Origin of the sequence: Aeromonas sp. MR19 (genome assembly GCF_963899305.1) — a bacterium.
GTDB lineage: Bacteria > Pseudomonadota > Gammaproteobacteria > Enterobacterales > Aeromonadaceae > Aeromonas > Aeromonas bestiarum.
The window spans coordinates 207,136-227,558 of the sequence record NZ_CAWQWZ010000050.1 but is presented as its reverse complement, the minus strand read 5'-3'; the positions used below and the strand labels follow the sequence as shown (position 1 = coordinate 227,558).

Sequence of the window (20,423 nt, the reverse complement as noted above, 5' to 3'; positions counted from 1 at the left end):
TCTGAGGATTAATCCGACTTGCCAAGGTATTTTCGTGAAAAGCCTTGGTGAGAGCACACTTAGCCAAATTTAATTAAATGAAGTGGTTATTTGATGGATAAAAAAATGCCGCCTCAATGGCGGCATTTTTATCAAAGCCCAATTAAATCAAGCCTTGGCAATATCGTCCGGACCGATCTGGCCAATTTCGGCGACTTTCTTGTCAGCCAGCAGCCAGAGGGTGAACTTGTGCAGCTCAGGGTGATGCGCCAGTGCCACCAGGAAGGCGCCACCTACTTCACGATAACCCAGTTCATAGTTCTTCAGGGTGGTCGGGGGAACGCCCAGCAGATCGGCAAACTTGGGACGGCTCAAACCGACCGCTTCACGGATCTGACGGATCTTCTTACCAACAGTTACGATATTTGAATTCATATTGTTCCATACTCCGTACGGCGGATTGACTCCACCTTTATTTTTCGCGACGACTCGTAGTCAAGTGTATCAGTTTTGAACGGACTCGTTATGGTCGAGCCTCTATCTTTAATCAGCGTCTTTCGACGACAACCCTTGCAAACATCGGGGATGGTAATCGCTCAACCGCCTCAGGTAAACAGTCTCGAAAAGAAACCTTTATTGTTGCTGCAGGAATAACTCGTATAATCCGCCAGCTATCCCTAAAGAGTAGGAACTCATGGCGCTCCCCGGCATAATCTCCTGTTTACACCCAGTTTCAACACCTGCAGAACTCACCCGCCAGTTGATGCAAGGCCAGCAAACACGCGCCGAAGCCTTCTGGTTGCCTGCCGCCATGCATGAGCAGGCGGCAGCGGTTTTGACTGCGCTCGATGACAAAAGCAGCCTGTTTCTCGAACAGCCAGTGGCAGGGCTGACCCTGCGCAGTCACGATGGCGTCTTGCAACAAGACGGACATCTGCTGCTCGGCAATGGCCACCGCCTTGCCCTTGCCAACGAGCAGGGCGACGGCGGTCTGGTACCCGAAAGCGGGCTCGCCGAGATGGCACTCTGGCTGGAAGCGGGTCACCGCCATTTTCGCTGTTCAGCTGCGGTTCAGCCTGTGGCACGGGCCATCCTCAACATCTGGCCCCTCGATCCCTACCTTGCCCGTCATTTTTTGCTCAGCTTCACACCCTTACTGTGCGAAGCAACCCAGGCCGATTATCTGGCGGTGTTCCAGACGAGGGAATCTCCCTCCATGGCGCAATCTGACTGGGTTCAGGCCTATATGAAACTCGAAAAGAAGCTGCACAGAGCCTATTTGGATCACTAATTAATTTGGATAAACAGCCAGTTATCCACACGACACAATTTGCCATATGGCTTATGTGTGAGCTTGATCATGTTTTGAAATCGGCATAGAGTGCGCCACGTCATCGGAATGACATCGGCTGTTCGTGAAGGGTTGAAGGCATTGCTTACGCTGCCACCCGCTCGCTTTGTGCACCAGGAATGTGTGCCTCCCGGATGGAACCGGGATCCCTGCCAGACTCAACGCTGTTGTTCGGCAGAGCCTGCAGCTTACATAAATTAAAAAGTGCGAAGCACGTGAACAACGTGCCATCTCAACGAGGATTTTTTTATGATGAAAATGGCTCCTTCCCTGATCGCCATCGCTATGGCTGCCATGGGTGCAACTGCAGCTCACGCCGCTGACGACATCTACTTCGGTGCCGGTGTCGGTGCTGCCCACTTCAACGGTCTGAACAAGATCGAAAGCGTGAACACTGGCGAAGAAGACGCGGCTGCTGCCAACGCCTTCGTTGGTTACAACTTCACCGAGAACTTCGGTACCGAATTCGGTTACCAGTACGCTGGCCGTGGCAACACCGATGGCAACCGTTACGAGAACCAGGGTGCCACCCTGTCCGGTATCGCTCGTCTGCCGCTGGGCGGCGACTTCTCTGCCTTCGCTGAAGGCGGCGCCTACTGGGCTCACACCGACGGTCTGGGTGTAAGTGACACCAAAGTTTCCCCGCTGGCTGGCCTGGGCGTGACCTACAAGGTCAACGACGCGCTGGATCTGCAAGCTCGCTACCGCTACATGTGGGACGTGGCTGACCTGCACGCCGACAACGGTGACCGCTACAAGTCCAACCAGAGCGTTGCGACCCTGGAAGCCGTATACCACCCGTTCCGTTCTTCCTACGTAGCGCCGGCTCCGGCTCCTGTTGTTGAAGAAGCTCCGGCTCCTGCCCCGCAGGTTGTTGAGAAGAACTTCGCGCTGAACTCCGACGTGCTGTTTGCCTTTGGCAAAGACAGCCTGAAGCCGGAAGGCGTTGCAGCCCTGAACGGTCTGTATCAGCAAATCGTTGAATTCCAGCCGAAAGATGGCAACGCTGTTGTCGTTGGTTACACCGACCGCATCGGTTCCGACGCTTACAACCAGAAGCTGTCCGAAGCTCGTGCCCGTACCGTTGCCAACTTCCTGGTGAGCAAGGGTATGGCTGCCAGCAAGGTTGCAGTAGAAGGTCGTGGCGAAGCCAACCCGGTTACTGGCACCAAGTGCAACGCCGTCAAGGCTAAAGCTCAGCTGATCTCCTGCCTGGCCCCGGATCGTCGCGTAGAAGTTCGCGTCTCTGGCGTACAAGAAGTTCAGCAATAATCTGACTCTGTTCAGATGATGCGAAAAGGGGATGCCACGGCATCCCCTTTTGTTTTCCCGCTTGCCATTGATTGATGGTAAACGCAGCAAGACGCGACACTTTCTGTCAAACCCTCTCCCCCGCCGCACGGCCTGCTTTTTCGCTCCAACCCGCACTACCGCTGGATATCTGTACAGAAACTTGATCAAGGCGAGTCAAAAGAATACAGTAACCCCGCTTGTAAGGTATTGGATGAACTATTAAAAGTGCTTCTTGTCCGGTTAGTTGTCCATGAAGCCAAGACTTCATGAGTATCCAGGAACCATCTCTTTTTTCATTCAAGCCAGCCGTGGTTCACCATGGAGGTCGCAGCTGAATTGTCACTTGTGACCGGTATAACTGAAGAGTGCGCAGTACGCCCTAGCACGGCAAACTCAACGAGGATAAAACGATGAAAATGAAAATGGCACCCGCCCTGATTGCTCTGGCCATCGCGGCCATGGGAACTTCCACCGCTCAGGCAGCCAACGACTGGTACACAGGTATCGGCGCAGGTTGGGCTTATGGCCACGACCTGAACGACTTTGGCAAAGACGCTGACAAGGACGCCACCGCGCTCTCCCTGTTTGGCGGCTACAACTTCACCGAAAACTTCGGTGCCGAACTGGGCTACCTCTACGCCGGCAAGGGTGGCGTCGATGGCGTTGACTTCAAGACCCAGGGTGCCACCCTGTCCGGTCTTGCCCGTCTGCCGCTGAACGACATCTTCTCCGTGTTTGCAGAAGGCGGCGCCTACTTCAACCACGTCAACGGCAACGGCAACAGCGACAATGGCACTGCGCCGCTGGCCGGTCTGGGCCTGACCGCCAAGCTCTCCGACCTCATCGATGTGCAAGCCCGCTACCGCTACATGTGGAACCTGGGTGATGAGCAGAAGACCTGGGAAACCAACATGAGCGTGGCCACCCTGGAACTGGTGATGCACCCGAACCGCACCTCTTATGTTGCCCCTGTCCCGGCACCGGCGCCCGAGCCGGTTCCTGAGCCCGTGGTAGTCGACAAGAACTTCGCCCTGAGCTCGGACGTGCTGTTTGCCTTCGGCAAATCCACTCTGAAACCGGAAGGGGTTGCCGCGCTCAATACCCTGTATCAGCAGATCGTCGACGTGCAGCCGAAAGATGGCAGCGCCGTGGTCGTCGGCTACACAGATCGCATCGGTTCTGACGCCTACAACCTGAAGCTGTCCGAAGCCCGCGCCCGCACCGTGGCCGACTTCCTGGTCGGCAAGGGTCTGCCTGCCGGCAAGGTCGCCATCGAAGGTCGTGGCGAAGCCAGCCCGGTCACCGGCACCCAGTGCAACGGCATCAAGGCCAAGGCACAGCTGATCGCCTGCCTGGCCCCGGATCGTCGCGTTGAAGTGCGCGTCACCGGCGTACAGGAAGTGAAACAGTAAGTCACTCAGGTGGCATAGGAAGGAGGCCTGATGGCCTCCTTTTTTATTGCCTCGGGATCACCGCTCATCCGCCCCGTTTTGTGACCTCGTCCCGCTCGTTGCAATTCCAAGTACCACCTAAGTGGTTAAAAACCCTGTATCGCCTATAAATAGTGGTGGTTGTACACAACAGGGCTGGAGCCCTACGACACCAAACATCGACGAGGATACGCGATGAACATAAGACTGAAACCTGTTTGGATTGCATTGGCATTGGCGGCCACGGGCGCGCAGGCGGCGCCGGACAACGACTGGTATGCCGGGGTCGGTGGCGGCTGGGCCATCGCCCACGACCTGGGTGATTTTGGCAAGGATGCGAGCAAGGACGCCACCGCACTCTCCCTGTTCGGCGGCTACAACTTCACCGAGAATCTGGGCGCCGAGCTCGGCTACCTGTCGACCGGCGACTGGGACGTGCAGGGCAATGACTTCAGCAGCCAGGGGGCCACACTGTCGGTGATAGGCCGTTTGCCGCTTGGCGACATCTTCTCGGTATTTGCCGAGGGGGGCGGTTATATCTACCACGTCAAGTCCGTCAACGGCGGCGACAACAACCTGGCACCGCTGGCCGGCCTTGGCCTGACCGCCAAGCTGCACGACTGGGTCGACATCCAGGCGCGCTACCGCTACATGGTCCGGGTCGGCGACGATCCCGACAACGACAAGCTCAACAGTGGCACCCAGCGCTGGGTCAGCGATATCAGCACAGCCACCCTGGAGCTGGTGATCCACCCCAACCGCAGCAAACCGGTCGAACCTGTCGCTGCCCCTGCTGTCGTCCCACCGCCCCCGCCCGCCCCCGAGCCGGTGGATCAAACCTTCAACCTGAGCTCGGACGTGCTGTTTGCGTTTGGCAAGGCGGATCTGAAACCCGAAGGGATGCAGGCGCTGGAGTCACTCTATCAGCAGATAGTCGACGTGCAGCCCAAGGATGGCAGCGCCGTGGTGATGGGCTATACCGATCGCATCGGTTCGGATGCCAACAACCAGGCGCTGTCGGAGGCCCGCGCAAGCACGGTCGCCAACGTCCTGATTGGCAAGGGTCTGCCCGCCGACAAGGTAAGCATCCAGGGCAATGGCGAGAGCAACCCCGTCACCGGCAGCCAGTGTGATGCGATCAAGGCCAGGGCTGCGCTCATCGACTGCCTCGGGCCGGATCGCCGGGTAGAGGTCAGGGTCACCGGCACCCAGGGCGCCCCCGAGGCCCCTGCCGCTGAGCCGGTAGTGCAATAAGCCGCGCCAAACAACGAAGATAGCAGCCAGACGTGTGAGAAGCACCGGAAGGGGAAACCTGTGCAAGGTGCACAAAAAAGGGATGCCGAGGCATCCCTTTTGCTTTTCCCCTGCGCGAAGGATCAGAAGGAGGTGCGGCGATAGCGGCGGTATTCTGGTCGCCAGAAGTTCGCTTCTATGGCCTGCTCTATCACCTCGTCCGGGGTCTGTACCGCCTTGCCCTGCAGCATGGCGGTCTTGGCCACCATCTTGGCGATGTAGCGGGAGACCTGATGGATATCCGCCAGATCCGGCAGCAGCGAGCCCTCGACCCCCTTCACCAGCGGCGAACACTCCGCCAGCGCCCGGCTGGCCGACATCAGCATGGCATCGGTCACCCGGGTGGCGCCGGCGGCGATGACGCCAAGGCCTATCCCCGGGAAGATGAAGGAGTTGTTGCACTGGGCGATGACGTAACGCTTGCCCTTGTACTCCACAGGTGCAAACGGGCTGCCGGTGGCTACCAGTGCCTGACCGTCGGTCCAGCGGATCAAATCAGCCGGAGTCGCCTCGACCCGCGAGGTGGGGTTGGAGAGCGGGAATATGATGGGACGGGCACAGTGCTTGTGCATGGTCTTGACCACCTCTTCGGTGAACAGGCCCGGCTGGCCGGAGACCCCGATCAGGATATCCGGGCGACCGTGCTCCATCACCTCCAGCAGGGAGATGTTGTCCCCCACCGGCCAGTCTTTGATCCGCTCCACCGGCTGGGAGAGGCGGCGCTGGAAGTCGAGCTGGTTGGGGATCTTGTCGGTGATGAGACCGAATCTGTCCACCATGAAGACCCGGCCACGGGCCTGGGCATCGGTCAGCCCTTCGGCCTTCATCTGCGCCACTATCTGCTCGGCGATGCCACAGCCCGCGCTGCCCGCCCCGAGGAAGGCGACCCGCTTCTCGGAGAGCTTGGCGCCGGAGGCCTTGCAGGCGGCGATCAGGCTGCCCAAGGTGACAGCGGCTGTGCCCTGAATGTCGTCATTGAAGCAGCAGAGCTCATTCTTGTAGCGGTTGAGCAACGGCATGGCGTTGTTCTGGGCGAAGTCCTCGAACTGCAGCAGTATCTCCGGCCAGCGGCGCTTGACCGCCTGAATGAAGGCGTCGACGAACTCGGCATACTCTTCACCCGAGATGCGCGGATTGCGCCAGCCCATGTAGAAGGGGTCATTCAGCAGCTGCTGGTTGTTGGTGCCCACGTCCAGCACCACCGGCAGGCAGTAGGCCGGCGAGATGCCGCCACAGGCGGTGTAAAGCGACAGCTTGCCGATGGGAATGCCCATGCCGCCGATGCCCTGATCGCCAAGACCCAGAATGCGCTCGCCGTCGGTGACCACTATCACCTTGACGTTCTGCTTGGTGGCGTTTTGCAGCATGTCATCGATCCTGTCCTTGTCCGGATAGGAGATGAAGAGGCCACGGGCGCGGCGGTAGATGTTGGAGAACTCCTCGCACGCCTTGCCGACAGTCGGGGTGTAGATGACCGGCAGCATCTCGGTCAGGTGGTTGTGCAGCAGACGGTAGAACAGCGTCTCGTTGGTATCCTGGATGTTGCGCAGATAGATGTGCTTGTCCATGTCGTTGCCAAACGCCATGAACTGACGGTAGGCCCGCTCGGCCTGCTCTTCGATGGTTTCGATATTCTGGGGCAGCAGACCCTCGAGGTTGAAGTTGCTGCGCTCTTCGCTGGTGAAGGCGCTGCCCTTGTTGAGCAGCGGGGTCTCCAGCAGGGCGGGACCGGCGTAGGGAATGTAGAGGGGGCGTTTCTGGTTATTATCTTCAAACATGGATCGGGTACCTAAACGATGGCCTGGACAAAGGAACCCGCCGATCCTATGGGCTTGCGCCATTAATTTCAAAGAGTTTGCACATCCGTTGCAAAAGGTTTGCGACCCTGGCGACGAAAGGCCCCGGGGGTCTGACCAGTGAGGCGGCGAAAGCGGTTGGCAAAGTTGGCGCCATCGCTGTAGCCGACCCGGCTGGCCAGCTCGCCGAGCGGCCAGTTGGTGTAGAGCAGCAGCTGACGCGCCTTGTTCATCCGAAGCCCGGTGAGCCAGGCCATGGGCCCCATGCCGAACACCTGCTGGCAGAGCCGATGCAGATGGGGCACGGAGCAGGCCATCTGCCGGGCCAGCAGCGCCACGCTCCAGGGCTCGTCGAGGCGTGCCTCCACCCGCCGAAACAGCGCCTGCAACCTCAGCTCAGGAGTACCGCGCACCTCCCCTTGCAGGGTTCGCTCAAGCAGCGCCAGCAACAGGCTGAGCAGCTGGGGTTGCAGGGGCGAACGCACTCCCTCTCCCTGCATCAGGCTGAGCAGGTGATAGAGCTGATCCCCCTCCTCCCCCTGCCAGATGCGGTGGCCGAGCCGGTGCAGATGGTGCCAGCGCGGCACGTCGTCCAGCAGGATCCAGCTGGTCTGCCAGCGCTCGCCAATGAGCCGCAGGCCACCCGGCACGGCGGCGGGCAGGAAGATGAGCGAGCCGGCCGGGATGGGCTGCTCCCCCTCGTCGGTCAGCAGGGCGCCCCCCTCGTCGTGACTCACCATCAGGATGTGAAACTCGGGCCGGTTGCGACGAATGAGATAGTGATCGTGGATGTTCGAAAGGCCGGTCAGAAAGATGCCCGCCTCGCCGAGCAGGGGCAGTCCCTCACGGCCCAGCATCCGCTCCTCGCAGGCCGGGGCTATTTCCAGACACTCGCTGACAAATGCCATAACGCCTCAACAGGATAGTTTTGAACAAGAAAGCAGAGAGGGGCTCACAGTGAAGCCGCTCGCCACTGCCCCTATCATACCCATGACAAACCTTGCTTTTCACATACCCGGTTAACATAAATGAATTATTGGCAAGCGATTTTAAAACAAACCACCGATCGTGAGTTCATGACGCGACTGTGGCGGCTGGCCCTGCCGGTCTCGCTGCAATCCATGATGTTCTCCCTGCTCGGCCTCATCGACATCATGATGGTGAGCCAGCTTGGCACCACGGCTGTGGCGGCGGTCGGCTTGGGTAACCGGGTCTTCTTCTTCAATCTGCTGGTGATAGCGGGACTCTCGGGCGGGGTCTCTGTGTTGGCGGCGCAATATTACGGGCGCGGCGAGCTGGCCGGGGTGCGCCGCGCCCTGGCGCTGGCGCTGGTGGGGGCCCTGCTGGTGAGCCTGCCGTTTGCCCTCATCTATCTGCTCGCGCCGGGCAGCGTGCTCGGCTTTGCCAGCCAGGAACCCGAGTTGCGCGCCCTCGCCGACCAGTTTCTGATGATCACAGGCGCTACCATCCTCTGCACTGCCATAGTCGTGCCGCTGGAGGCGGCGCTGCGTTCGGTGGGCAACGCGGCGGCGCCCACCCGGATCGGCATCATGGCCATCATAGCCAACGTCATCCTCAACTATGCCCTCATCTTCGGCAATTTCGGCTTCGAGGCCATGGGGGTCGCGGGCTCGGCCTGGGGCACCACGATTTCACGGCTGCTGCAGACGGCGCTGCTGCTTGCCTATGTGTGGCGGCAGGAACCCCGCCTCATCCCGCGCAGACAGGACTGGTGGGACGCCTTCCGGCGCAAGGAGGTGGTGCGCTTCACCCTGATCGCCCTGCCGCTCTTGTTCCACGACGGGCTCTGGGCCTTCGGCATGCTGCTCTACGGCTTTCTCTACGCCCATCTGGGCACGGATTCGCTGGCCATCATGACCACGCTGGGGACGCTCGAGAGCATCCTCATCTCCCTCTTCTTCGGGCTGGCGGTGGCCTGCTCCACCCTGCTCGGCCACCGGCTCGGGGCCGAGGAGTACGACATAGCCTGGCAGCACTCCCAGCTGTTCCTGCTGCTGGCGCCCATCGGCGCCCTGCTGGTGGGGATTGCGGTCTGGCTGATGCAGACCCAGCTGCTGCAGTGGGTCGGCAACCTGCCGGGTGAGCTGATGGGAGAGGCGGGTCAGGTGCTCGCCATCATGTGTCTGGGCATGCTGCTCAAGGTGTTCAACATGGTGGGGATTATCGGGGTGCTGCGCTCCGGCGGCGACGTGAACTACAGCATCTTCATCGACATCATCGCCATGTGGTGTATCGGCCTGCCGCTCGCCTGGGTGGCGGTCAGCCTGCTCGGCTGGCCTCTCTCCTGGGTGGTGGCCGTGGTGCTGCTGGAGGAGCTGTGCAAGGTGCTGCTGGTGCAGCGCAGGATCCGCCAGCGCCGCTGGCTCAGAAATCTGGTGATAGGATAAGGGGACGCAGGAAGCGGCAAAATGCGGGGTCATATCAATGACAGAAAATCCCCGTTTGCAGTATGCTGCCCCCCTCTTCAATCAGAGACAGGGCGCCGCCATGTGCAAGTGTCCAATGCCCCTGTCCCCTAGTCGTTTCAGGAGACGAGCATGCAACCACAAAAAGAGCTGATCACCGAGGCTGCCCTGCTGGAGATGGCCAACGGCATCATCACGAGCCACGAAGACTTCATCCACGGCATGCGCGCCGACTCGGTGGAGCAGAAGGGGGATATTCTGGTGTTCAAGGGGGAGTTCTTCCTGGCCGAAGACGGCACCCCGACCGGCAAGACAATGGCGGTGTTCAACATGTTCAAGCTGCTGGCCCAGCAGCTCTCCGGCAAGTACCAGCTGAGCTGATCCCTCCCTTGCCCGTGACCAACAGATGCCGCCCTCAGGCGGCATCTGTCTGTATGGCGGCCGGTACTGCCGGCTTGCCGGCCAGCTCCCCCACCACGCAGTTGCGCCCGGCCATCTTGGCCATGTAGAGGCACTCGTCCGCCCGATTGAGCAGATCCTCGACTCCCTCGCCGCGCTGAGCCAGGGTCAGGCCGATACTCACAGTCACCTCCAGCAGCTCATCCGAGGTAGGGCTCTTCACCAGCCGCGCCTCCACCGCCACCCGCAGCCGCTCCGCCACCCGCTTCGCCTGGATCAGATCGTCGCAGTTGGGCAGCAGGATGGCAAACTCCTCGCCACCATAACGTCCCAGCACCATGCCAGGCTCCAGCTGCTCCGCCAGGGTCGCCGCCACCTCCTTGAGTACCGCATCCCCCGCCAGATGGCCGAAGGTGTCGTTGATGCGCTTGAAGCGATCCAGATCCAGCAACAGCACGGCAAAGGGCGCCTGCTTGCGGATCATGTTCATCCTGGCCTTCTCCAGCCGCTTCATCAGCAGGCGGCGGTTCATCATGCCGGTCAACTCGTCCGTGGTGGACTCCCGGTAGAGCTGCAGCAGCATGTTGAGCTGACCGCACTGCACCCAGCTGCTGGCCAGGGCAAACAGCGCCAGCAGCCAGATCTGGTTGAGGGTCTGCACGCTCCAGAGCGGTTGCCCCACCAGGAGCCAGTTGCCCGCCAGCATGGTGACCAGGATGCCCCCCGCCAGTTGCAGGCCGAGGGAGAGTGGAATGGGGAAGATGGCAAACAGGCTGATGAGCAGATAGGGGAAGGCCATGTAGCCCGCCTGCAGCTCCTGATCCGCGCCGAAACTGTGCAGGCAGATGAGGGAGAACAGCATCATCACCGCCATCAGATAGCCCAGCGCCAGCTTCATGCGCTCGCGCCTGAAATGGATGAGATAGGAGAAGGGGATGAGCGGAGAGAGGGCCAGCAGGCAGAAGATCCTGGCCTGAAGCAGTTCATCGAACTGGGCGGAGGGCAGGGTCAGCCAGTCCACCAGGGCCCAGGCGGGCAGTCCCGCCATCAGCAGGCAGGTGAGCAGGCGCAGACGCACCGTCATGAAGCCCATGCGGGTCAGGGTAAAATCTTCGGAGTGGGCACGGGCACTCCAGAACTCCGACAACTTCAGCATCCAGAGCCTCCAAATCGCGACAGAGGGCTCATTCTACGCCGCACGGGCTCAAAATCCTATGCAACCGGCGCCATTTCAGGGCGAGCGCCGTCACACAAACCGGCGGATCATAATCGCCACGCGCAAACGTTTCAACCCATGGAAAAATAAACCGGTTTCAGCCCGAATTAGCGCTGGTCAGCCCGATCTCAATCACTAAAATAGCGCCCAATTTTCTCCCCCCTCCCCCACACATTCGAGGTATTTATGGAACAGGCTGCCGCCGTCCGCGCAACCCCAGAGGCCCATCCTCCCAGGCGAGCCCACAGCGAACTGGTCTACGGCATTGACGATGTCCCGCCCCTGCCCCAGACCCTGTTCGCCGCCCTGCAGCATATGCTCGCCATGTTTGTCGCCATCATTACCCCGCCCCTCATCATCGCCAATGCCCTCGGCCTCCCTGCCGCCGACACCCGCTATATCGTCTCCATGTCGCTGGTCATGTCCGGCATCGCCTCCTTCATCCAGACCCGCCGCTTCGGCCCCATCGGCTCCGGCTTGCTGTCGGTGCAGGGCACCAGCTTCAACTTCCTCGGTCCCATCATAGCCTCCGGCCTAGCCCTCAAGCAGGCCGCCATGCCCACCGAGGATCTGCTGGGCACCCTGTTCGGCACCATGCTGGTGGCCGCCCTCACCATGGTGGTGATGAGCCGCTTCCTGCATCTGGTCAAACGGGTGATCACCCCGCTGGTGACCGGCATAGTGGTGCTGCTGATAGGTCTGACCCTGATCAAGGTGGGCCTCATCAGCATGGGGGGTGGCTATGCCGCCCTCTCGGATGGCAGCTTCGCCAGCCACAGCAACCTCTTCCTCTCCCTGCTGGTGCTCGGCCTTATCGTGCTGCTGCAACGCAGCCGCAACCCCTGGCTGCGCCTCTCCGCCATCATGATCGCCATGCTGGCGGGCTATGCCGTGGCACTGCTGCTGGGCAAGGTCACGGCCCCCACCTTCGACGGTCCTCTGGTGATGGTGCCCATTCCCCTGCACTACGGCCTCGGCTTTGACTGGCAGCTGTTCGTGCCGCTCGCCATCATCTTCGTGGTGACGGCGCTGGAAGCCATCGGCGACATGACCGCCACCTCGGACATCTCGGGCGAGCCGCTGGAAGGGCCCGTCTACATGGCGCGGATCAAGGGCGGCGTGCTGGCCGACGGCGCCAACTCCATGCTGGCGGCGCTCTTCTCCACCTTCCCCATGTCCACCTTCGCCCAGAACAACGGCGTCATCCAGCTGACCGGGGTGGCCAGCCGCCACGTAGGCCTCTTCATCGCCGCCATGCTGGCCCTGCTCGGCCTGTTCCCGGCGGTCGCGAGCCTGGTGCAGCAAATACCCGAGCCCGTGCTGGGCGGTGCCACCATAGTCATGTTCGGCACAATCGCCGCGGCCGGGGTGCGCATCATCTCCCGCGAGGAGCTGGACAGGCGTGCCCTCATGATACTGGCGGTGTCGCTGGCCATGGGACTGGGGGTCGCCCAGGTGCCGGAAGTGCTGCAACACCTGCCGGACCTGGCCCGAAGCGTGCTCTCCTACGGCGTCGCCACCGGCGGCCTCACCGCCATCGTCATGAACCTGCTGCTGCCCAAGCGCGGCCAGACCCACGCCTAGTCAGTCCCCGAAGCCCCGCCATGCGGGGCTTTACCTCCACCCCCGCCGCGGGTAGTGTGCTGGGCAGCCTTTTTCCAAGGATGCCGTCATGCCCTATACCCTGCTCTCTCCCCTCCCCGACACCAATTCCCCCGCACAGATACTGGCGCAAGAGCAACGCTGGCTGCGGGAGTGTGCCCGTGACGGCCAGCCCAGCGCCCACCTCTGGCAGGCGCCCCAATGCCTTATCGTTACCCGCAAGGACGTGCGCCTGCCACGCTATCAGGCGGCCTGCGAGCAGCTTGCCGCCGAAGGCTGGCCGGTTTATGTGCGCGACAGCGGCGGCACAGCCGTGCCCCACGGCGCCGGCATCCTCAATCTGTCGCTCATGCTGCCCCGCACCACCACGGATCTTGGCCACTACTACCATCTGCTGGGCGCCCCCCTGCTGACCCTGCTGGCGGAGTTCGGCCTTGAGGGAAACTATGACTTCGTGCCCGGCTCCTTCTGCGACGGCCAGTACAATCTGGTGATCGGGGGTCGCAAGATCACTGGCACAGCCCAGCGCTGGCTGGCACCGGGCCAGGATCACCACGGCGCCGTGCTGGCGCAGGCCATGCTGCTGGTGGCGGGGGATGTGGACGAGGGCACCCGGATGGCGAGCCGTTTCTACGAGCTGGCGGGCGGGGAGTTGCGTTTTGCACCCGGCACCTCCACCACGCTGGCACAACAGATCCATTGGCAGGGGAGTGAGGAGGCCCTGGTGGATAGCGTGCGAGGGCGGCTGGCGCGACTGCTGACTGAGAGTCAGATGCCCTCCCTCTGAGCAAGGATGAGAGCCTGACGCACCATAAAAAAAGCCACGACAGCAGTCGTGGCTTTGCTTTTTTCAACGCGGATAAGGTCAGGCCGTCTGCGGCTCCGGCTCGGCTTCGCCATCCAGATCCCGGCTGAAATAGGCCCGGGTCTCGGCGATCACCACGTGGCGCAGACCGATGAGGCCGATAAGGTTCGGCACCGCCATCAGACCGTTGACGATATCGGCCAGCAGCCAAATCATGTCCAGATGGAGGAAGGCGCCGCTCGCCACCAGCACCAGATAGATGAGGCGATAGGGCTTGATCGCCTTGACCCCGAACAGGTACTCGGTGCAGCGCTCGCCGTAGTAGTTCCAGCCGAGGATGGTGGTGAAGGCGAAGAACAGCAGCCCTATGCTCACCAGATACTGGCCTATGTGAGCATCCAGCCCCTGGGCAAAGGCCTGGCTGGTCATGGCGGCGCCGCTCAAGTCCCCGCTCCACACCCCTGTCACCACCAGGGTCAGGCCCGTCATGGTGCAGATGATGATGGTGTCGATGAAGGTGCCCGTCATGGAAACCAGCCCCTGCTCCACGCAGGAATCCGTCTTGGCCGCCGCCGCCGCTATGGGGGCAGAGCCCAGCCCTGACTCGTTGGAGAAGACCCCGCGCGCCACCCCGGACTGAATGGCCAGCATGATGCCGGCGCCGACGAAGCCGCCGGTCGCGGCGTGGCCGGTAAAGGCGCTGCCTATCACCAGCCCCATCGCCTCGGGCAGGGCGCCGGCGTTGTTCACCAGCACACCGCCACAGGCGAGTATGTAGAAGATGGCCATGAAGGGCACCACCTTGCTCGACACGCTGGAGATGGACTGGATGCCCCCCAGGGTCACCAGCGCCACTATCAGGGTCAGCACCACGGCGGTTGCCTCGCGGGGCACAGAGAAGGAGAGGCTCATGGCGTCTGAGATGGCGTTGACCTGGGGGAAGGTACCGATGCCGAAGAAGGCCACCCCTATGCCGAACAGGGCGAACAGCTTGGCCAGCGGCTTGGAGCCGAGCCCCTTCTCCAGATAGTACATGGGGCCGCCCGCCATCTGGCCGTTGGCATCCTGCTCGCGGTATTTGACCGCCAGCAGGCACTCGGCGTACTTGGTGGCCATGCCGAACAGGGCCGCCATCCACATCCAGAACAGGGCACCCGGGCCGCCGAGCTTGATGGCGGTGGCGACCCCGACTATGTTGCCGGTGCCTATGGTGGCGGAGAGCGCGGTGCAGAGCGCGCCGAAGCTGGAGACATCCCCCTGCTTGCCTTGTCCCTGATCGCGGCCAAACACCAGCCTGAGGGCGAGCGGCAAGCGTACGACCTGAAGCAGACCCAGACGCAGGGTGAGATAGAAACCTGTCCCGACCAGCAGGGCAAGCAGGGGCGGACCCCAGATAAAGCTATCGATGGCGGTTAACGCCGATTGAATTGATGACATGCATCCTCCTTAAAAAACAAAAATTAAGGAGGAGAAGGATGATCTTCCCATAGGTGTCGCGATCGGCCAGAGGCGATCGGATGCAGGCCAAGAATTTGTTCACGCTCTTGCTGCGAGGCCGTGATCAAGGCTCATGTGCTGCCAGGAATCCTCACGTATATCTATACGCTCAGGTTCCTGCGCTGCTCTTTACCTTGCTGACGACCTCTCGTGACAGAGAGTGAACAGTTCCAAGCTCAGGTACAACCATCCCATCCCCTCTGTCCTTTTGCCTGAGAGTTTCCGGCGCCAGCCTGCCCTTGCGGGTCGTCATGGTGCCTTGCTCCTTCGGCGCCCGATTCAACGGGTCTCTCCAGAGTATCGTCCAGTAGCAGTCCACACCGGTTGCCCGGTACCTGAAAGATTCACTTCTTCGGTGGATGGTCCCCCATCGCTCTCCTGCTACCTTCATCCGAACTAGTTTGGATTAGGAAGCGGGCATGTTAATCCAAAAAATGTGAGCTGTCTCCCACTCGGCCGACCCGCTGCGCCACTTTTTTCCCGCCTCGGCCACCACGGGGAGATATGTTATTTGTTCGTTAACTATCAATAGCTTAACGACGCCATGTTGGGCGACCCTCGATAAGGCTGCGCCACCAGGCCGCATATCAAGATGATCTTTCGTCTCGACCAGAAAAACTTGCCAACATATCCAATCAAAATGCTTGCACAGAAACGCAATAGGCCGATAATCCCGCGCATAACTAAGCACTTTGCGATGGAGTTATGCATTGTGTCTGGTTGGTCCCTCCGGACCACTCGCCTGAGCCGGCCGCTGCCGTCTCAACAAACCAAGGCTAGGGCAAATCTGCCCCCTAAGGACTTTCAAAAGAGAATGAACGAGACCCTGATCGCACAAGACTACCGTCAGCTGGTTGAACAATTCGGCTCCCCCCTGCTGCTGCTCGACAAGGCAGCCGTCCGCAAACAGTATCGGGCCCTGGCGGCCGCCCTGCCCGATGTGCGATTGCACTATGCACTCAAACCCCTGCCCCACGAGGCAGTGGTCTCTGTCTTGAAGGAAGAGGGGGCCTGTTTCGATCTGGCCACCAATGGCGAAGTGGATCTGGTGCGCAGCCAGGGGGTTCGCCCGGGACGCTGTATTCATACCCATCCCATCAAGCGCGACAGCGACATCCGCTATGCGCTCGAGTTCGGCTGCACAGTGTTTGTCTACGACAACCCGCTGGAGCTGGAAAAGTTCATTCCCTACAAGGACGAAGTCAAGCTGCTGCTGCGGGTCAGCTTCCCGAACCCGGAGACCAAGGTCGACCTCTCCAAAAAGTTCGGCTGCACCCCGGAGCAGGCGCTGCCGCTGTTGCAACTGGCCCACGCCAAGGGCATCAAGGTGATGGGGCTGTCGTTCCACGTCGGCTCCCAGGTGCCCCACGCCCGTCGCCATGTGCAGGCCATCGATGCCTGCCGCGAGATCATGGAGCAGGCCTGGGAGCTGGGGCTCAAGCCCTGGGTGCTGGATATCGGCGGCGGTTTCCCGGTGGATTATGAGGGGGGCGAGTTCGACATAGACGGCTTCTGCGCCCCGATCCGCGAGGCGCTGGCCAAGCTGCCAGCCACGGTGCAAAAGATTGCCGAGCCGGGCCGCTTCATCAGCGCACCGGCCATGACCTCAGTCTCCAGCGTGATGGGCAAGGCCCACCGTGGTGACAAGATCTGGTACTACCTGGATGACGGTCTCTACGGCAGCTACAACGGCCAGCTCTATGACCACGTCACCTACCCGGTGAGCACGCCGCTGGCCCGTGGCGAGCTGCACAACTCTGTGCTCTCCGGCCCCACCTGCGACAGCGTGGACGTGATCCGCGAGGGCATAATGCTGCCGGATCTCGCCATCGGCGAGCTGGTAGTGGGCCGGGTGATGGGAGCCTACACCTGGGCCTCGGCCTCGACTTTCAACTTCTTCCCCAAGGCGAGCATCCTCATTCTGGACAGCAGCCAACAAGGGCAGAAGCTGGTGGCGGTCGCCTGACGCGCCAAGGCGACGCAGATAACAAAGAGGGGAAGCCCAAGCTTCCCCTCTTTCATTTCACCCGTATCGGTCAGATAAACTGACTGGCCAGCAGCCAGCCTGTGTAGGCCACGAAGCAGGCGAGCAGCAGGCTCCCTTCCAGCCGGTTGATCCGCCCCTGCCCCTTGCGGCCCAGACACATCACCAGCAGCAACAGGGTCAGCCCCATCATGATGCTCCAGTCACGGCTGAGCACCTCGGGCGCCACATCGAGCGGGTGTATGCCCGCGGCTATCCCCACCACCGCCAGGGTATTGAACAGGTTGGAGCCGAGCACGTTGCCAAGGGCCAGATCGTGCTCATTCTTGCGAATGGCGATGAGGGACGAGGCGAGCTCAGGCAGCGAAGTGCCGACAGCCACTATGGTGAGACCAATCACCAGATCGCTGATGCCGAGTGCCTGGGCTATGGTCACTGCGCCCCACACCAGCAGGCGGGAGGCGCCGATCAGCAGCACCAGGCCGACGATGAGCCAGAGGATGGCGCGCTTGAGGGACATGCCTTCGCTGCTGATGTCATCCTCGGTGTCCGTGTCGAGCGCATCCCCCTTGCCCCTCATGCCGGCCCAGATGGACCAGCCCATCAATCCCAGAAAGGTAGCCCCCAGGATCAGGGCATCCGTGCCATCGAGCCGACCATCGAGCAGCAAGGCGCCGGAGAGCAGGGTGATGCCGAGCAGGATCGGGATCTCCTTGCGCACCACCTGGGAGGCCACAGCGATAGGGCTGATCAGGGCGGTCAGACCCAGGATCAAGGCGATGTTGGTGATGTTGGAGCCATAGGCGTTGCCGAGCGCGAGCCCGGGGTTGCCCTGGGAAGCCGCCAGCGCGGAGACCACCATCTCGGGGGCCGAGGTGCCAAAGCCGATGATGACCATGCCGATCAGCAGCGGCGGCATGCCGGCATAACGGGCGGTCGCGGCGGCGCCGTCCACAAATTTATCCGCACTCCAGACCAGCAGCGCCAGTCCGGCAATCAGGGCAACAACAGCCAGGGTCATAACGTCTCCATCCCATCGCCTGCAAACGACAGAGCCAGGCACTGTGCCTGGCTCTGTCCAGAAGTGGGCCCAGTGTAGCGGGCCGACTTCCCATTTCAAGGGAAAATCAAACGCCGATTGATATTTTACAGCGCCGCCAGCAGGCTCCCGGCATCCGAGACCTCGAACTTGCCCGGCGCCTCCACGAACAGCTGCTCGACCACGCCATCGTTGGCGATGAGGGCAAAGCGCTGGGCGCGGATACCGCCGAAGGCCCCCGTCTCCTTGGCAAGGCCAAGCGCCCGGGTCCAGCTACCGTCGCCATCGGCCAGCATAGTGATGGCGTCAGCATTCTGGGCCGTCTGCCAGGCCTTCATCACGAAGGCATCGTTGACCGACAGACAATAGAGGGCATCGACGCCCTTGGCCCTGAACTGGTCGGCCAGCACCACATAACCGGGCAGGTGGGCGTTGGAGCAGGTGGGGGTAAAGGCGCCCGGCACGGCAAACAGCACCACCTTCTTGCCCGCAAACAGGGCCTGGCTATCCTGCACCTGCTTGCCTTCCTGGGTGATGAAGGTGAATTCGCCCAAAGGCAGGGATTGGCCAATCGCTATCATGATCTCTCGTCCGTGGTAGAGGTAGGGAGCGACAGTCTACCCCAGCCCATGCCTGCGAAACACACCCCCATCAGCGCCGCCATTTGAACTAACCTTGAGCAGGATCAGCCGACCAAGGAGGCCTCATGCAGAACTATTACGATGGACTGGAAATTCGCCCCTCCGCCTTGCGAGAGCAGCAACAACTGGATCAACTCAATCACCTGCTCACCCATGTCAGCCAGTATTGCGCCGGTTACTCCAGCGCCTATCGCCAGCGTCGCCTGCAGGATCTGGGCGAGCTGACCACACTGCCCCTGCTCGACGCCGCCGAGCTGTTTGCCGCCCAGCAGGCCCATCCTCCCTTCGCCGGTCTCACCGGCCGCCCCGCCAGCCAGGCGCTACGGGTCTTCGCCTGCCCGGGCCAGCTGGCCATTCCCGAATATGCGGGCGCCGACTGGTGGGGGGCGACACGGGCTCTGTTTGCCGCCGGTTTCAAGGCCGGGGAGGTACTGCTCAACGGCCACGACTACCACATCAGTCCCACCGCCTTCATCTTCGACAACGGTGCCCGCCAGCTGGGGGCACCCGTGGTACCTTGCGGCCCCCACGATACCCGGCGCCAGCTGGAGGCGCTGCAACGCTACCAGCCGACCGGCTTTGTCGGGCCGCTGGCGGCGCTGCTGGATCTGCTGGAGGCGGCGGAGCTGGCCGGGATCCCGAGCGACAGCCTGCACTGCGCCCTGCTGTGTGAAGCCTCTCACCCCGACACGGCGCCGCTGCAGGCCGTTCACGGCATACGGGCGCTCAACTGTCTGCTGTTGCAGGATGTGGGGGTGATCGCCTACGAGAGCCAGCCCGGTCACGGCTTCATCGTCAACGAGAGCTGCATCATAGAGATCATCGATCTCGCCAGCGCAGAGCCCGTCATAGGCGACACCGTCGGCCAGCTGGTGGTGACCCGGCTCGATCTGGAGTATCCCCTGCTGCGCCTCGTCACCGAATGGCAGGGTCATTGGCTGGCGGGGGCCAGTTCGTGCGGGCGCACCAACCGGCGCCTCAAGCTGGTGTGACAATGCAAAACGGGCAGCCATCAGGCTGCCCGTCTTGTCTCTGGCGAGGAGAACATCTGAGAAGTGTCAGCGTCTCGCCTGCCAGGTGGCGATGGCGAGCAGGGAGTCTGGGGTGAATTCGGCGGCGCGGGCGGCGATCTCGGCCTGGCTCATCCAGTGCACCTCGCTCACCTCTTCGGCCTGCAAGCGCAGCGGCCCCTGATAATGACAGCTGTAGAGGCCACCCCAGACCCGGTAGCCTTCCCCCTCGGCATAAAAGGACCCTAAGTCCTGCAGGGGAATGCCCTGAATGCCCAGCTCCTCGGCCAGCTCGCGGCGGGCAGCGGGTTCCATCTGCTCGCCCGTGGTCACCACGCCGCCGGCGCAGGCATCCAGCATGCCGGGGCAGAAATCCTTGCTGAGGGTGCGACGCTGCACCAGGATGCGCTCCTCCTCGTCGAGCACCAGGATATAGCTTGCCCGGTGACAGAGGTTCTCCCGCCGCACCCTGGCCCGCTCGGCAACGCCGATCACCCGGTTATCCGCATCCACCACATCCACCCATTCCACGTGCAGGCCCTTTCGCTCATGTCGTTCAACTGCCCGCAGTATATCGGGGCAAGGGCTTGTCATGGCAGCACTTTTTCAACCCGTACCAGCAGATTTTCCCATGCGGCGATGCCGAATTAAGGATTCATACA

General features: G+C 61.6%; 18 protein-coding genes and 1 riboswitch. Of the genes, 10 read left to right on the top strand and 8 right to left on the bottom strand.

Annotated features, from left to right (window positions below):
- Nucleotides 1-147: 147 nt before the first annotated feature.
- The gene (locus AACQ95_RS18215; protein WP_005298604.1) at nt 148-414 is read right to left on the bottom strand and encodes a helix-turn-helix domain-containing protein; all 267 of its coding nucleotides are present in this window, start codon (nt 412-414) and stop codon (nt 148-150) included.
- Nucleotides 415-673: 259 nt separating this feature from the next.
- Between AACQ95_RS18215 and AACQ95_RS18210 the strand changes: the two genes are divergently transcribed.
- The 4 genes from AACQ95_RS18210 (at nt 674) to AACQ95_RS18195 (ending at nt 5,307) form a co-directional block, all read left to right on the top strand.
- Entirely contained in the window at nt 674-1,270 is a 597-nt protein-coding gene (locus AACQ95_RS18210) for a hypothetical protein (protein WP_043134611.1), read from the top strand.
- A gap of 309 nt (nt 1,271-1,579) precedes the next feature.
- Nucleotides 1,580-2,602, top strand: coding sequence for an OmpA family protein (locus tag AACQ95_RS18205; protein ID WP_241279260.1), 1,023 nt, complete (start codon nt 1,580-1,582; stop codon nt 2,600-2,602).
- Nucleotides 2,603-3,033: 431 nt separating this feature from the next.
- Nucleotides 3,034-4,035, top strand: a complete 1,002-nt coding sequence (gene ompAII, locus AACQ95_RS18200; RefSeq protein WP_043134609.1) for a porin OmpAII — start codon at nt 3,034-3,036, stop codon at nt 4,033-4,035.
- A gap of 213 nt (nt 4,036-4,248) precedes the next feature.
- A complete protein-coding gene (locus AACQ95_RS18195; RefSeq protein ID WP_241279259.1) occupies nt 4,249-5,307 on the top strand; it encodes an OmpA family protein in 1,059 nt (352 codons plus the stop codon).
- Nucleotides 5,308-5,429: 122 nt separating this feature from the next.
- On the opposite strand, the gene AACQ95_RS18190 is transcribed toward AACQ95_RS18195, so the two are convergent.
- Together AACQ95_RS18190 and AACQ95_RS18185 are read right to left on the bottom strand one after the other, a co-directional pair.
- On the bottom strand, nt 5,430-7,124 hold the full coding sequence (locus AACQ95_RS18190) for an NAD-dependent malic enzyme (RefSeq protein ID WP_241279258.1): 1,695 nt from the start codon (nt 7,122-7,124) through the stop codon (nt 5,430-5,432).
- 68 nt (nt 7,125-7,192) lie between these two features.
- On the bottom strand, nt 7,193-8,050 hold the full coding sequence (locus AACQ95_RS18185) for a helix-turn-helix transcriptional regulator (protein WP_241279257.1): 858 nt from the start codon (nt 8,048-8,050) through the stop codon (nt 7,193-7,195).
- 120 nt (nt 8,051-8,170) lie between these two features.
- Here AACQ95_RS18185 and AACQ95_RS18180 point away from each other — a divergent pair, with 120 nt between their 5' ends.
- Together AACQ95_RS18180 and AACQ95_RS18175 are read left to right on the top strand one after the other, a co-directional pair.
- Nucleotides 8,171-9,550 (top strand): MATE family efflux transporter, encoded by a 1,380-nt coding sequence (locus AACQ95_RS18180; protein ID WP_241279256.1) that lies wholly within the window; start codon nt 8,171-8,173, stop codon nt 9,548-9,550.
- A 150-nt stretch (nt 9,551-9,700) separates the two neighbouring features.
- Nucleotides 9,701-9,949, top strand: coding sequence for a DUF2498 family protein (locus AACQ95_RS18175; protein WP_241279255.1), 249 nt, complete (start codon nt 9,701-9,703; stop codon nt 9,947-9,949).
- Between the two features lie 34 nt (nt 9,950-9,983).
- On the opposite strand, the gene AACQ95_RS18170 is transcribed toward AACQ95_RS18175, so the two are convergent.
- Nucleotides 9,984-11,123 carry a GGDEF domain-containing protein gene (locus tag AACQ95_RS18170; RefSeq protein ID WP_241279254.1) on the bottom strand — a complete coding sequence of 380 codons (1,140 nt, stop codon included), beginning with the start codon at nt 11,121-11,123 and terminating at the stop codon, nt 9,984-9,986.
- A gap of 246 nt (nt 11,124-11,369) precedes the next feature.
- Here AACQ95_RS18170 and AACQ95_RS18165 point away from each other — a divergent pair, with 246 nt between their 5' ends.
- Together AACQ95_RS18165 and AACQ95_RS18160 are read left to right on the top strand one after the other, a co-directional pair.
- Nucleotides 11,370-12,767, top strand: a complete 1,398-nt coding sequence (locus AACQ95_RS18165; RefSeq protein WP_241279253.1) for a nucleobase:cation symporter-2 family protein — start codon at nt 11,370-11,372, stop codon at nt 12,765-12,767.
- 88 nt (nt 12,768-12,855) lie between these two features.
- Nucleotides 12,856-13,572 (top strand): lipoyl protein ligase domain-containing protein, encoded by a 717-nt coding sequence (locus tag AACQ95_RS18160; RefSeq protein WP_241279252.1) that lies wholly within the window; start codon nt 12,856-12,858, stop codon nt 13,570-13,572.
- 78 nt (nt 13,573-13,650) lie between these two features.
- Here AACQ95_RS18160 and AACQ95_RS18155 read toward each other — a convergent pair whose 3' ends face one another.
- Entirely contained in the window at nt 13,651-15,027 is a 1,377-nt protein-coding gene (locus AACQ95_RS18155; RefSeq protein ID WP_241279251.1) for an alanine/glycine:cation symporter family protein, read from the bottom strand.
- A gap of 250 nt (nt 15,028-15,277) precedes the next feature.
- A riboswitch (glycine riboswitch) is annotated at nt 15,278-15,393 on the bottom strand.
- Nucleotides 15,394-15,901: 508 nt separating this feature from the next.
- Here AACQ95_RS18155 and AACQ95_RS18150 point away from each other — a divergent pair.
- Complete coding sequence (locus AACQ95_RS18150) at nt 15,902-17,053, top strand: type III PLP-dependent enzyme (protein WP_043134595.1); 1,152 nt, start codon at nt 15,902-15,904, stop codon at nt 17,051-17,053.
- Nucleotides 17,054-17,123: 70 nt separating this feature from the next.
- Here the strand turns inward: AACQ95_RS18150 and AACQ95_RS18145 are convergent, their stop codons facing one another.
- Both AACQ95_RS18145 and AACQ95_RS18140 read right to left on the bottom strand, forming a co-directional pair.
- The gene (locus AACQ95_RS18145; protein ID WP_241279250.1) at nt 17,124-18,092 is read right to left on the bottom strand and encodes a calcium/sodium antiporter; all 969 of its coding nucleotides are present in this window, start codon (nt 18,090-18,092) and stop codon (nt 17,124-17,126) included.
- 125 nt (nt 18,093-18,217) lie between these two features.
- Nucleotides 18,218-18,691: a peroxiredoxin gene (locus AACQ95_RS18140; RefSeq protein WP_098984717.1), complete on the bottom strand. Its 474-nt coding sequence runs from the start codon at nt 18,689-18,691 to the stop codon at nt 18,218-18,220.
- A gap of 125 nt (nt 18,692-18,816) precedes the next feature.
- Between AACQ95_RS18140 and AACQ95_RS18135 the strand changes: the two genes are divergently transcribed.
- Entirely contained in the window at nt 18,817-19,743 is a 927-nt protein-coding gene (locus AACQ95_RS18135; RefSeq protein ID WP_043134591.1) for a phenylacetate--CoA ligase family protein, read from the top strand.
- A gap of 66 nt (nt 19,744-19,809) precedes the next feature.
- On the opposite strand, the gene yfcD is transcribed toward AACQ95_RS18135, so the two are convergent.
- On the bottom strand, nt 19,810-20,292 hold the full coding sequence (gene yfcD, locus AACQ95_RS18130; RefSeq protein ID WP_172955396.1) for an NUDIX hydrolase YfcD: 483 nt from the start codon (nt 20,290-20,292) through the stop codon (nt 19,810-19,812).
- Between the last annotated feature and the right edge of the window lie 131 nt (nt 20,293-20,423).